Origin of the sequence: Enterococcus sp. 6D12_DIV0197 (assembly GCF_002174385.1) — a bacterium.
GTDB lineage: Bacteria > Bacillota > Bacilli > Lactobacillales > Enterococcaceae > Enterococcus_D > Enterococcus_D casseliflavus.
Window position 1 is genome coordinate 1812281 of the sequence record NZ_NIBN01000001.1, and the last position, 12451, is coordinate 1824731.

Here is a 12451-nt window from a genome sequence, read left to right on the forward strand (position 1 = left end):
TAAGTAGAAATGGCTGTTCAGAGATTATTGATAACCGACAATGAGAGTGCTGTAAAAGGCTTGCGTTGCAGCAATTACAAAAAAAGGCGACCTTAAGCATGACATGTTTTGTCCTTAAGGTCGCCTTTATTCATTTTTTAAAGAACTTTTTCAATCTCTGGAATCATTTTTTGAGGATTGGTTTGTGGAGCAAAACGCTCCACGACTTTACCTTGGCGGTCCACCAAGAATTTCGTGAAATTCCATTTAATGGCTTTGCCTAATGTACCCGGTGCTTCTGCTTCCAAATAGCGAAACAAGGGATCTGCGTCTTTGCCATTGATCACCGTTAACTTGTGCATCGGAAAATCAACACCATAGGTGGTTCGGCAAGCGGCTGCGGCTTCTTCGGCTGAGCCGACTTCTTGTTTGAACTGGTCAGAAGGAAACCCTAGAACGACCAACCCTTGGTCTTTATAGGTTTCATAAAGACTTTGTAATTCTTTGAACTGCGGGCTCAACCCGCACTTTGTAGCTGTATTGACGATCACCAGCGGTTGACCTTCGTAGTTTGCTAGCGAATAAGTTTCGCCGTTTTCTAATGTTGCTTGGTAGTCATAGATTGACATAGCAAACGCTCCTTTTAATGTAAATCATAGTCGATAGTTTCTGAGATAAGTATAGAGCAAAGTCTTCAAAAAAACCAAGCAAACTTCTTGGCGCATTTTATTTCTTATAAAAAACAAAAAATCCAGCGGCCGTTGGGACCACTGGACTCTTATTATGCTTCTGGTAAGACTTCTGGTTCTGCTTCTTGTGGATGAACGACAGATTTAGTTTTCCATACCCCAGAATGCCAGCGATAGATCATTAAGACGCTGCGCAATGCTTCGTCAATGGCATAAGCGATCCAAACGCCGATCAAGCCAAACTTAAAGACGATGGCCAGTGAGTAGGAAAACGGTAAGCTGATGACCCATAGAACAATTAGGCTGCAGATCAATGGGAACTTCACGTCACCACTTGCATTTAATGAACCAACTAGGATCATATTGACTGCACGCGCTGTTTCTAAGACGATCTCTACTAAAAAGACACCTTTAGCAATCTCGATTACTTCGGTATTGGAAGTAAAGATCCCCATGATCGGTTCAATAAATAGATAGGTCAATAAGCAGATCGTTACCGAGGCGATGATCCCGATCACCATCGTGCGCATGCCTCGCTGATGCGCACGATCGAATTCACCCGCACCGACATTGCGGCCAATCATGATTTGGTTTCCTTGACTTAATGCGGAGGCGATCAAATAAACAAATTGGGTGATAGCTGTTACGTAAGATTTTGCAATCAAGACACTTGCGCCAAGTTGAGCCACGATCATCGTCACCACGACTTGCGCTCCTTGATAGGAAAGAGACTCGCCAGAAGAAGGCAATCCGTAAGTCAAAATGTTTTTCATCACGCCCCAAGAGACATTCGAGAAACGGGCAGATAAAACAGAAAAATTCACATGTTTCTTCAGCAACATGGCGGCAATTAGTAAACCGATCGAATTACCAAAGACGCTAGAAAATGCCAATCCAGTCACACCGAAATTCGGTAAACCAAAGGGGCTGTATAAGACAAAGTAATTGCCAATGACGGCTAGGATGCTAGCAAACATCGGTACCAATAACGCTGGTTTTGTGAAACTGTGGCTACGCATGACAGCAATTATGACCGCCGTGATCGATGAAAGGAACAGACTTCCGCCATACACTTGTAAGTATCCATGACCTAAAGCAACTAATTCAGCATCTAAGCCCATGAATCGCAAAAGGTAGGTTGAGCCGAAAAGAAACATCAAGCTGATCAAAATCCCGATGAACAATGACCCAAAAAGAGCGGTATTGATGACTTTCGGTATCTGGTCGCGTTTTTTCGCACCAATCAATTGTGCGATAATGATCTGAGTACCCACGGTGATGAAACCGTAAATAAAGACCGTTAAATTCAATAGTTGATTGGCAGCACTGACGGCCGCTACTGCTGGCTCGGAATAATGAGAAATCATCCAAACGTTGACATTCCCAATAACGACCCGCAAAAATAGCTCAACAAAAATCGGCCAGCTGAGAAAAATCAGTTCACGGTCTGATTTTCCTAAAAGTTTTTTCTTATTCAATTGTAAGGACTCCTTATTTTCTATATAATAGACGTATCGTGAAAATTTTACAAAAATTGAAAAGAAAGTCAATGTAATTTTCAAAAGTAAAAGCAGGAATATCTTATTATTTTTTGTAAGCAGATGAGTTGAAAGAATTTGCTTTTGAAAGTAAAGTATGGGTAGTCCAAATTGGAGGGAAATATATGTATGATGTAATTATCATCGGCGCAGGCCCTGCGGGGATGACAGCAGCGCTTTATGCGTCAAGATCGAATTTATCAGTACTAATGATTGAACGAGGAGCACCTGGCGGACAAATGAACAATACGGCTGAGGTTGAAAACTATCCTGGCTTCGAATCAATCTTAGGCCCTGAATTAGCATTTAAAATGTATGAAGGTGCCATTAAATTTGGTGTTGAAAATGCCTATGGGATCGTTCAAAGCATCACGGATCAAGGTGAGTTCAAAGAAGTTGCCACCGAAGACAAAACCTATCAAGGGAAAACAGTCATCATTGCCACAGGATGTGTACATAGAAAGTTAGGCGTCAAAGGCGAAGAAGAATTCGCAGGACGCGGAGTTTCATACTGTGCGGTTTGTGACGGTGCCTTTTTCCGTAACAAACGCTTGATCGTTGTTGGTGGAGGCGACTCAGCAGTCGAAGAAGCGATCTACTTAACGCAATTTGCTTCTGAAGTAACGATCGTTCACCGTCGTGATGAATTACGAGCACAAAAAATCATCCAAGACCGCGCATTTGCCAACGAGAAAATCTCTTTTATTTGGGATTCTGTTGTGGAAGAAATCAAAGGCAATGAGATGGTCGTAACTAGCGTGCAAGTCAGAAACGTAAAAACGGATGAAGTGACAGAAGAAGCTGCTGGCGGTGTCTTTATCTATGTTGGTTTAGATCCGTTGACAGAACCATTCAAAGCTAGCGGTATCACGAATGATGCTGGCTGGATCTTAACAAATGATCAGATGGAAACTTCAATTCCTGGTGTTTACGCGATTGGCGATGTTCGTGAAAAAGGCTTGCGTCAAATCACAACGGCAGTCGGCGATGGCAGTATTGCTGGTCAACAAGTGTTTGATTTTATTGAAACACAAAAGGATGCGCAATTAACAAAATAATCTAATGGAATTAGCTGTTATTTTTAAAGTGTCAATCACTTTCGATAGCAGCTTTTTTTATTTTTCGTTTGGTTATTCTTTGAGAAATCTGTAAGTAGTGTTATACTAATTTTAGAGCATTTTAACGGAAAAAGGAGAGGTTATTTTATGGCATGGGAACAAACATTTAATCAATGGAAAAACAGTGAACACTTAGATCCACAATTAAAAGAACAATTGACCGCATTAGAAGCAGATCCTGCGATGTTAGAAGACGCTTTTTATATGCCTTTGGAATTTGGGACTGCTGGCATGCGAGGGATTTTAGGACCTGGTATCAATCGGATGAACATTTATACGATTCGTCAAGCAACGGAAGGCTTGGCTCGCTTTATGGATACACAAGATCCCGAAACAAGACGTCGTGGCGTAGCGATTGCCTATGATTCCCGTCATTTTTCACCTGAGTTCGCGATGGAAGCAGCAAAAACATTGGCAAAACATGATATTCCAGCCTTTGTCTTTGAAAGCTTACGTCCGACGCCAGAATTATCTTTTGCTGTGCGTTACTTAAAAACCTTTACTGGAATCATGATCACTGCTTCTCACAATCCAGCCGAATACAATGGCTACAAAGTATATGGGGAAGATGGTGGGCAAATGCCACCAGCAGATGCGGATGCATTGACAAAATTTGTTCGGGAAATTGAAAATCCGTTGGAGATCCCTGTATTAAGTGAAGAAGAAGCCAAAAACAGCGGCTTGATCTCTATTATTGGCGAAGAAATCGATACTGCTTATCTGAAAGAAATCAAAGAAGTCACGATCGATCAAGAATTGATCGATACGGTGGGCAAAGATTTGAAACTTGTCTATACACCACTTCACGGAACAGGGCGGATGCTTGGCGAGAAAGCGTTGAAACAAGCTGGTTTCCAACAATTCATTATTGAACCCTCACAAGCGGTTGCTGATCCAAACTTCAGTACAGTAAAATCACCGAATCCAGAAGAGCACTCTGCCTTTGAATATGCGATTGCTTTAGGAGAAAAAGAAGGTGCTGATCTATTGATCGCAACAGATCCAGATGCCGATCGCTTAGGGGCTGCAGTAAGAATGCCAGATGGCAACTACCAAGTCTTGACAGGTAACCAGTTAGGTGCATTGATGATCCGTTACATTCTAGAAGCCCATAAAACAGCTGGAACATTGCCAGAAAATGCAGCAGTCTTAAAATCGATCGTTTCTAGTGAATTGCCAACAGCGATCGCTAAATCCTACGATGTTGATATGATCAATGTTTTAACTGGCTTTAAATTTATTGCCGAAAAAATCCAACAATTTGAAACAGACCATTCTCAAACTTTCATGTTTGGCTTTGAAGAAAGCTATGGCTACTTAGTTAAACCATTCGTACGGGATAAGGACGCGATCCAAGCGCTCGTTTTATTAGCAGAAGTGGCTGCTTTTTACAAACAATCAGACAAAACATTGTATGATGGTCTGCAAGATATTTTTGAAGAGTACGGCTACTATGCAGAAAAAACGATTTCTGTAACGATGAGCGGCATGGAAGGGGCAACTAAGATTGCTGCCTTGATGAAGACTTTCCGTGAAAAAGCACCTTCCGTCTTCGCAGGAACCCCTGTCGTGCAAACAGAAGACTTTAAATTGTTGACTCGTGTGGGCTTAGATGGTCACCAACAAAAAATGACCACACCGCCTTCTGATGTTTTGAAATACACCTTGGAAGATGAAAGCTGGATTGCTGTTCGTCCTTCTGGGACCGAACCTAAAATCAAGTTTTATATTGGTGTAAAAGGCGATACGGCAGAAGCAGCAGAACAAAAAATTGCTGATCTGCAAGCAGCGATCGAAGAAATCACAGGTGAATAAAGTCATCTGATGTCTTCATAATCAAAAAAATTGCAATTGACTGAATGATCCGAGTGGTAGAAAAAGAAGCGTTCGCTTCCCCCAGTAAACAGGTGTTGAGGGACCGAAGCTTCTAAAGGGAATTTTCTGACGCTTGGATCTATTCTTGTCTTTTAGCTCGTTTCTTCTCCTTGATCGTCGAGCATTGATTGACAAGCTGTCTATCAAGGGCTAAAATGCAAAAGGAAATAAGAGAGGATGTGGCGCGATGACTACGCCGAAACTAGAAGAAATTCAGCAAGTAACACAGATTTTTAAAATGCTTAGTGATCCCACTAGACTAAAAATTTTGTTGTCTCTTCAAGAAGGAGAGCGCAATGTCACTTCGATTGCAGAACAAGTACATATGGAACAATCAGCAGTTTCTCATCAGCTGAAACTTTTGAAAGATAATCGGATCGTAAAGTCGGAAAGACAAGGAAAAACCATCCTTTATAGTCTTGATGACAAACATGTTGTGGATATTTTGCAAAAAACATTCGAACATATCCATCACCGTTAAAACTAGGGCGAGAATTTCTCAAAAGTCCTAGTTTTTTCTTATTGTTTTTGGTATGCTAGTGGAAATATTAAAATTAGATGAACGGTTTTTAATAACGTTTTCAGTTAGGGGGCATTATGGGTAAGCAATTGAACATTGGATTATTAGGAATGGGTGTTGTCGGCAGCGGGGTATGCCAAGTGTTGGCAGAGCAAAAAGAAGCCATTCTGGCACGCACAGGAGTCAGTGTGCAAATCACGAAAGCATTAGCTTCGCCTTACGAGGATAAGTCTGCGTTAGCGGCTAAGTACGGGTTTGCGTTGACGAATGAGGCAAATGAGTTGTTTGAAGATGAGACCATCGACGTAATTGTGGAATTGATCGGGAAGATCGATCCGGCAAAAGCGTTTATTTCAGCTGCTTTAGAAAATAAGAAGCACGTTGTGACGGCAAATAAAGACTTGATTGCCACCCATGGACCTGAACTGCTGGCAATCGCTGAAAAAGCCGGGGTGTCTCTTTATTATGAAGCCAGCGTGGGTGGTGGCATTCCGATCTTGCGTACATTGAGCACCCACTATCTGCCTGATACCATCACAGGGATTTTTGGTATCGTCAATGGGACGACCAATTATATGCTGACAAAAATGACGGAAGATGGCATGACCTATGAAGATGCTTTGTCACAAGCCCAAGCAAAAGGTTTTGCCGAATCAGATCCTACTAATGATGTTGACGGTATCGATGCGGCCTATAAAATGGTGATCCTGACCAAATTTGCTTTTGGGAAAACGATCCATGTTGCTGATGTGGCAACAAAAGGCATCCGCGGCTTAGCTGTGGCAGATATTAAGCAGGCACAAGCCTTTGGTTATGAAGTGAAGTTGATCGGTGCAGCACAAAAGACAGTTGACGGTTCCCTTACTGTGTCAGTTGGACCTGTATTAGTGCCGAAAAACCATGCGTTAGCGACGATCCAAAACGAGTTTAATGGCATTTTTATCGAGAGTGAAGGCATCGATCAATCAATGGTTTATGGACCAGGAGCAGGATCGCGACCGACGGCCACCAGCGTGGTAGCGGATTTGACCGTTTTAGCAAAAAATAAAAGCTTTGGGATCGTTGAACCTTTTCTAACTTTTGAAAAAGAAACAGCATTAGCATCTGTAGAAGAAGTCCCTAGCCAGCATTATGTGTCTTTTTCAAGTCAAGAGATCAAAGGGAACGCTCTTCCAGAATGGTTTGCGTTTGAGCAAACGGTGTTCAACGAAGCAGACCAACGAATAGCTGGAATCACCAATCCAATGAGCGAAAAAGAGTTAACAGAAAAACTCGCAACTTATACCGATGCACAAGACATACAAATAATGAAAGTGATGGAGGAATAAACATGTATCAAGGATTATTGCATCAATACAAGGAATATCTGCCAGTCAACGAAAATACACCAGCATTGTCGCTGGCTGAAGGCAACACGCCGTTGATTCCCTTACCAAGCCTTTCCAAGGAATTAGGGATTCAATTGTATGGAAAATACGAAGGGCTGAATCCGACAGGCTCTTTTAAAGACCGAGGGATGGTCATGGCGGTGGCAAAAGCGGTGGAAGAAGGTGCCAAAGCAATCGTCTGTGCATCGACAGGAAATACCAGTGCGGCAGCAGCAGCTTATGCGACCAGAGCGGGGATCAAAGCCTATGTTGTTATTCCAGATGGCAAGATCGCTATGGGAAAATTGGCGCAAGCAATCGTTTATGGAGCCGACATCATTTCGATCCCAGGAAACTTTGATGAAGCGTTAAAAGCAGTACGAGATATTGCAGAAACCGAAGCCGTGGCGCTAGTAAACTCAGTCAATCCTTATCGTTTAGAAGGACAAAAAACAGCGGCCTTTGAAGTATGCGAACAATTAGGACAAGCACCGGATGTTCTTGCGATTCCTGTCGGTAATGCAGGGAATATCTCGGCATATTGGAAAGGGTTCAAAGAATGGCATGAGAAAAAAGGCACCGCGTTGCCAAGAATGCATGGGTTTGAAGCTGAAGGTGCTGCTGCGATCGTCCGTGGTGAAGTCATCGAACAACCAGAAACGATTGCTACAGCGATTCGGATCGGCAATCCAGCCAGCTGGCAGTTGGCAGAAGCCGCTCGTGATGAATCAAATGGACACATCGATGCAGTAACCGATGAGGAAATTTTGAATGCTTACCGTAAAATTGCTGCGCAAGATGGTGTGTTTATTGAACCAGGCTCAGCTGCCTCGCTGGCTGGTGTCATCCAGCACGTGAAAGCAGGTAAAATCAAACCAGGTGAGACTGTCGTTTCCGTCTTTACTGGAAATGGTCTGAAGGATCCTGATACAGCTATCAAAGCGACAGAAGTAACCATCAATAAGATGAGTGATTTAGAAGAAATGCGTCAGCATCTTCGTGAAGGAGTTGCCAATCTATGAAGATCCGCGTTCCTGCAACCAGTGCGAACTTAGGGCCTGGTTTTGATTCCTGCGGGATTGCCCTGTCAAAGTATTTGTTCATTGAAGTTTTAAAAGAAAACGATACGTGGGAAATCATCCATGAGCTAGGTTCAGAGATCCCAACGGATGAAACCAACTTGCTTTTGCGTGTGGCATTGAAATTAGCACCAAACATGAAGCCTTTGAAAATCCGAATGAGTTCGGACATTCCTTTGGCAAGAGGCTTAGGCAGCAGTTCCTCGGTGATCGTCGCCGGGATTGAACTAGCCAACCGCATGGCCCACATGAATCTGAGTGCAGCACAAAAGCTTGAGATCGCAACTGCCATCGAAGGGCATCCTGACAACGTTGGACCAGCGATTTATGGAGATTTTGCGGTTGCTGCTTACGACCATCAGCACAAGCATACGTATTTAGTCAAGCATCATTTTCCAGAGTGCGAGATCATTGCCTATATTCCTCATGAAGAACTGTTGACTGAAGCAAGTCGTCAAGTCTTGCCGCAGACCCTTTCGCACGAGCAAGCTGTCGAAGCCAGTGCGATCGCCAACGTGATGATCGCAGCGGTCATCAATGGCAATCTGCCTCTTGCAGGAAAATTGATGCAGCAGGATCGTTTTCATGAAGCCTATAGGGAAAAGCTTGTGCCGCACTTGTCGACCATTCGCCAAATCTGCGAAGAAGAAGGCGGCTATGGCTGTTTCTTAAGCGGCGCAGGTCCTACGGTCTTAGCGATCGTCCCAGAGGAACGGGCAGAACGAATCTCAAAACTTTTGCATGCCTTGGAGAGCAATGCGTATATCGAACAATTACAAATCGATCGTGAAGGGCTGCAAGTGTTCTAAAAGAGAATAATAATAAATGAGCCACAGACCAAAAACGGTGAGCAGAAGATTTTCTGCTCACCATTTTTCATTGCTTCATCGATGTTAGTCTTTCGTTTCTGACGTGTAATAACTATGATCTTCTAAGTTTAATGCATTTAAAATCATAGAGGCGGTTTCTTCGATGGAAAGAGAAGCGACATTGATCACGACACAGCCTAGTTTCTCGTAAAGATCATTGGCAAACGTCAGCTCCGCTTTGATTTTTTCTATATCGGAATACGCAGAATCTGGGTTCAATCCGTAGGAGCGCATCCGTTCTTTGCGAATACTGTTTAACACATTCGGATCGTTTGTTAGCCCGACGATTTTTTTCGGATCGATTTCCCAGAGCTGTTTTGGGATGTGGGCTTGCGGGACTAAAGGCAGGTTAGCAACTTTTAAATTTTTGTTTGCTAGAAATAGACTCAAAGGCGTTTTTGACGTCCGAGAAACCCCTAGTAACACGACATCTGCTTCCAAGAAGCCACGAGGGTCTTTCCCATCATCGTACATAACCGCAAATTCCATGGCTTTGATGCGTTTGAAATAATTTTCGTTTAAGTGGTGCAAAGCCCCTGGCTCTCGTGAAGGTGCTACGCCAGTTCGTCGTTCTACTTCACTTACTGGAGGGGTCAATACGTCGAAATGGTAAAGGTCAGCTTCTTCACAAAAATGATTCGTCAAATCCACAAGTTCTTCTTTGATCAAGGTATGAAGAATAATGGCGTTGTGTTTTTTTGCATCAGACAAAGCTTTGATCAAATGCTCTTTTGTGTGGATAAACGTGCGTCTAAAAAGGTTAAATTCGACGCTGGGGTATTGGGCCATTGTCGCTTGTGCAAGCTTCGATGCCGTTTCGCCGGCAGAGTCCGACAACACGAACATCGTCACTGCGGCACTGGTTTGCAATTTTTCTTGCAAGTCTGGTTGTTCAGGTTCAGTTGGCTTCATAAGAAAAATCCTCTCTTGCTTTTTTATTGATTTCATTATACCATACTTAAGATCGATAGAATCGGAATGATTTTGATTTATCAGGAGGGCCTACGATGAAAAATCAAACACTTATTGAGCATGCCATGACTACATTGAAAGAAAATGGCTTTAAATACACCAAAAAAAGAGAAGCGATCATTACTTATTTAGTGAAACGCAATCGCTATTTGCCAGCCAAGGAAATTCATGAATACATGTCAGAAAAGTATCCGGGCTTGAGCTATGATACGATCTACCGTAATCTGCATGATTTTTCTGAGATCGGTATTTTAGAAGAAACAGAGCTGAACGGGGAGATGAAGTTTCGCTATAACTGCTGTGCAGAATTAGAGGACCATCATCACCATCACTTTATTTGCACGGTTTGTGGCAAAACAAAAGAACTGCATATTTGCCCGATGGACTTCTTCCAAGAACAGCTTCCTGGCTGCTTGATCGAGGGACATCGCTTCGAGATTTTGGGCCGTTGTGAAGAATGTCAATGAAAACCCAAACAAACTTGATGGGATCGAAGACTTTTTTAACAGAATGCCTTGACACTTTTTCAGGGGTTAGCTATAATTTTTAAAGGACAGTCGTGTTTTTTGGGATTTTATTTCAATAACAACTACGGTTACTTTTTAAGCTCGGAGGGAGGGAATTTACATGTCAAAAACAGTCGTTCGCAAAAACGAATCACTTGACGATGCTCTTCGTCGCTTCAAACGTTCCGTGTCAAAAGCGGGTACTTTACAGGAATCTCGTAAACGTGAATTTTACGAAAAACCTAGCGTAAAGCGTAAGAAAAAATCTGAAGCAGCTAGAAAACGCAAAAAATTCTAATTTTCTACTGTTTTGAGAATTGGAGCTGGTAGTGTGACACTACTAAGTACACTGAATGATGACATGAAGACAGCGATGAAAGCCAAAGACAAGGAAACCTTGCAGGTGATCCGCATGTTGAAAGCATCAATTCAAAATGAGCAGATCAAAAAAGGTTCTGACTTGAATGAAGAAGAAGAGTTGACCGTTTTGTCTCGTGAGATGAAACAGCGTCGTGATTCTTTAAATGAGTTTGAGAAAGCTGACCGAAATGATCTAGCAGAGAAAGTCAAAGTTGAAATTGCAGTTGTTGAAAAATATTTGCCAGCACAACTCGATGAAGCGGAAATCCGCCAAATCGTCGCTGGAGCGATTGAAAAGACTGGTGCTTCTTCTTCCAAAGAATTTGGAAAAGTGATGGGTGCTGTAATGCCACAAGTTAAAGGCAAAGCAGACGGTAATCAAGTCAATGCGATCGTTAAAGAATTATTGGATCAAATGTAAGCTCACGCCGCAAGTATGGATGACATGCTTGCGGCTTTTTTTTCTGATTTCGAAAACTTAAAAAAAGCATAAGGACAAGGGGAAACGACTGTTGTGCTTGATAAGTAATTTTTCTTTTTTCCATCTTATGTTATTATTAATAAGAACGCCAAAAAAGGAGCTGTAACATATTTGACAGACAAAACAATAACGATCGAGATAACACTTAGTGAAAACGATGACGTTCGTTTATTATTAGGTGCCCACGATAAGAACATCAAAATTATTGAAGACTCCACAGGAACGGTCATTCACACTCGTGGTGAGCTGATCCAAATCGTAGGAGAAACTGAAGCCGCTGAAAAGGCACAATCCGTGATTCGGGCTTTGCAAGAGTTGATCAAACGAGGCATCAATATCAGTACCCCTGATGTGATCACTGCGTTGAATATGGTGAATAAGGGCAGTCTTGATTATTTCAAAGATATGTATGAAGAAGAGATCATCAAAGACCGTAACGGCAAACCGATCCGAGCGAAAAATGCTGGGCAAAAAAAATATATCGAAGCCGTCCGTAAACATGATGTAGTGTTTGGTGTCGGCCCCGCTGGAACCGGAAAGACCTTCTTAGCAGTCGTAATGGCAATTGCAGCTCTAAAGAAAGGCCAAGTGCAAAAAATCATTTTGACACGTCCCGCCGTTGAAGCAGGAGAAAATCTTGGTTTCCTACCAGGAGACTTGAAAGAAAAAGTTGATCCTTACTTACGCCCCGTTTATGATGCGTTGTATCAAATTTTTGGGATGGATCATACGAACCGTCTCATGGAACGAGGCGTCATTGAGATCGCACCCTTGGCATATATGCGTGGACGTACGCTAGAAGATGCCTTTGTCATTTTAGATGAAGCGCAAAATACGACGATCGCTCAAATGAAAATGTTTTTGACCCGTTTAGGATTCAACTCTAAAATGATCGTCAATGGCGATACCAGCCAGATCGATTTGCCAAAAGGGACTTTAAGCGGCCTGATCCACGCCGAACGAACGTTACAAGAGATCCCTAAAATTGCTTTTGCTAATTTTGAAGCAGGAGATGTCGTGCGGCATCCAGTTGTTGCCGAGATCATTCGCGCATATGAAGAAGCAGATCTTAAAGACAAGCGCTGATCGTCTTTTAGG

The 12451-nt window shown here is 42.7% G+C and carries 13 protein-coding genes; 10 read left to right on the top strand and 3 right to left on the bottom strand.

The features are described 5' to 3' along the window. Nucleotides 1-137: 137 nt before the first annotated feature. Together A5867_RS08275 and A5867_RS08280 are read right to left on the bottom strand one after the other, a co-directional pair. Nucleotides 138-608 (bottom strand): glutathione peroxidase, encoded by a 471-nt coding sequence (locus tag A5867_RS08275; protein ID WP_005225824.1) that lies wholly within the window; start codon nt 606-608, stop codon nt 138-140. Between the two features lie 152 nt (nt 609-760). After that, on the bottom strand, nt 761-2146 hold the full coding sequence (locus tag A5867_RS08280; RefSeq protein WP_010748039.1) for an MATE family efflux transporter: 1386 nt from the start codon (nt 2144-2146) through the stop codon (nt 761-763). A 185-nt stretch (nt 2147-2331) separates the two neighbouring features. Here A5867_RS08280 and trxB point away from each other — a divergent pair, with 185 nt between their 5' ends. The 6 genes from trxB to thrB all read left to right on the top strand — a co-directional run bounded on the left by trxB (nt 2332) and on the right by thrB (nt 8974). Beyond that, nucleotides 2332-3264, top strand: a complete 933-nt coding sequence (gene trxB, locus A5867_RS08285) for a thioredoxin-disulfide reductase (RefSeq protein WP_087627354.1) — start codon at nt 2332-2334, stop codon at nt 3262-3264. A 147-nt stretch (nt 3265-3411) separates the two neighbouring features. Further along, nucleotides 3412-5139, top strand: a complete 1728-nt coding sequence (locus A5867_RS08290; RefSeq protein WP_087627355.1) for a phospho-sugar mutase — start codon at nt 3412-3414, stop codon at nt 5137-5139. Between the two features lie 247 nt (nt 5140-5386). Then, nucleotides 5387-5680 (top strand): metalloregulator ArsR/SmtB family transcription factor, encoded by a 294-nt coding sequence (locus A5867_RS08295; protein WP_005225828.1) that lies wholly within the window; start codon nt 5387-5389, stop codon nt 5678-5680. 116 nt (nt 5681-5796) lie between these two features. Then, nucleotides 5797-7047: a homoserine dehydrogenase gene (locus A5867_RS08300; RefSeq protein WP_081116560.1), complete on the top strand. Its 1251-nt coding sequence runs from the start codon at nt 5797-5799 to the stop codon at nt 7045-7047. Nucleotides 7048-7049: 2 nt separating this feature from the next. Next, nucleotides 7050-8108 carry a threonine synthase gene (thrC, locus tag A5867_RS08305; RefSeq protein WP_087627356.1) on the top strand — a complete coding sequence of 353 codons (1059 nt, stop codon included), beginning with the start codon at nt 7050-7052 and terminating at the stop codon, nt 8106-8108. Next, on the top strand, nt 8105-8974 hold the full coding sequence (gene thrB, locus A5867_RS08310) for a homoserine kinase (RefSeq protein WP_005225831.1): 870 nt from the start codon (nt 8105-8107) through the stop codon (nt 8972-8974). Before thrC ends, thrB begins: the two co-directional genes overlap by 4 nt. Before the next feature lie 84 nt (nt 8975-9058). Here thrB and A5867_RS08315 read toward each other — a convergent pair whose 3' ends face one another. Next, a complete protein-coding gene (locus tag A5867_RS08315) occupies nt 9059-9946 on the bottom strand; it encodes a pyruvate, water dikinase regulatory protein (RefSeq protein WP_010748043.1) in 888 nt (295 codons plus the stop codon). Nucleotides 9947-10041: 95 nt separating this feature from the next. Between A5867_RS08315 and A5867_RS08320 the strand changes: the two genes are divergently transcribed. The 4 genes from A5867_RS08320 to A5867_RS08335 all read left to right on the top strand — a co-directional run bounded on the left by A5867_RS08320 (nt 10042) and on the right by A5867_RS08335 (nt 12439). Continuing rightward, nucleotides 10042-10473 (top strand): Fur family transcriptional regulator, encoded by a 432-nt coding sequence (locus A5867_RS08320; RefSeq protein WP_005225833.1) that lies wholly within the window; start codon nt 10042-10044, stop codon nt 10471-10473. A 160-nt stretch (nt 10474-10633) separates the two neighbouring features. Further along, complete coding sequence (rpsU, locus tag A5867_RS08325; RefSeq protein ID WP_002356740.1) at nt 10634-10810, top strand: 30S ribosomal protein S21; 177 nt, start codon at nt 10634-10636, stop codon at nt 10808-10810. Between the two features lie 33 nt (nt 10811-10843). Then, nucleotides 10844-11293 (top strand): GatB/YqeY domain-containing protein, encoded by a 450-nt coding sequence (locus tag A5867_RS08330; protein WP_005225841.1) that lies wholly within the window; start codon nt 10844-10846, stop codon nt 11291-11293. Nucleotides 11294-11464: 171 nt separating this feature from the next. Beyond that, nucleotides 11465-12439, top strand: coding sequence for a PhoH family protein (locus tag A5867_RS08335; RefSeq protein ID WP_005225842.1), 975 nt, complete (start codon nt 11465-11467; stop codon nt 12437-12439). Nucleotides 12440-12451: the final 12 nt, after the last annotated feature.

What these genes read in the sequence shown, in the direction of transcription:
- thrB (WP_005225831.1), top strand. Translation starts at nt 8,105, where the DNA reads ATGAAGATCCGCGTTCCTGCAACCAGTGCGAACTTAGGGCCTGGTTTT.
- rpsU (WP_002356740.1), top strand. Translation starts at nt 10,634, where the DNA reads ATGTCAAAAACAGTCGTTCGCAAAAACGAATCACTTGACGATGCTCTT.
- A5867_RS08300 (WP_081116560.1), top strand. Translation starts at nt 5,797, where the DNA reads ATGGGTAAGCAATTGAACATTGGATTATTAGGAATGGGTGTTGTCGGC.
- A5867_RS08295 (WP_005225828.1), top strand. Translation starts at nt 5,387, where the DNA reads ATGACTACGCCGAAACTAGAAGAAATTCAGCAAGTAACACAGATTTTT.
- A5867_RS08315 (WP_010748043.1), bottom strand. Translation starts at nt 9,946, where the DNA reads ATGAAGCCAACTGAACCTGAACAACCAGACTTGCAAGAAAAATTGCAA.
- A5867_RS08290 (WP_087627355.1), top strand. Translation starts at nt 3,412, where the DNA reads ATGGCATGGGAACAAACATTTAATCAATGGAAAAACAGTGAACACTTA.
- A5867_RS08320 (WP_005225833.1), top strand. Translation starts at nt 10,042, where the DNA reads ATGAAAAATCAAACACTTATTGAGCATGCCATGACTACATTGAAAGAA.
- A5867_RS08275 (WP_005225824.1), bottom strand. Translation starts at nt 608, where the DNA reads ATGTCAATCTATGACTACCAAGCAACATTAGAAAACGGCGAAACTTAT.
- thrC (WP_087627356.1), top strand. Translation starts at nt 7,050, where the DNA reads ATGTATCAAGGATTATTGCATCAATACAAGGAATATCTGCCAGTCAAC.
- trxB (WP_087627354.1), top strand. Translation starts at nt 2,332, where the DNA reads ATGTATGATGTAATTATCATCGGCGCAGGCCCTGCGGGGATGACAGCA.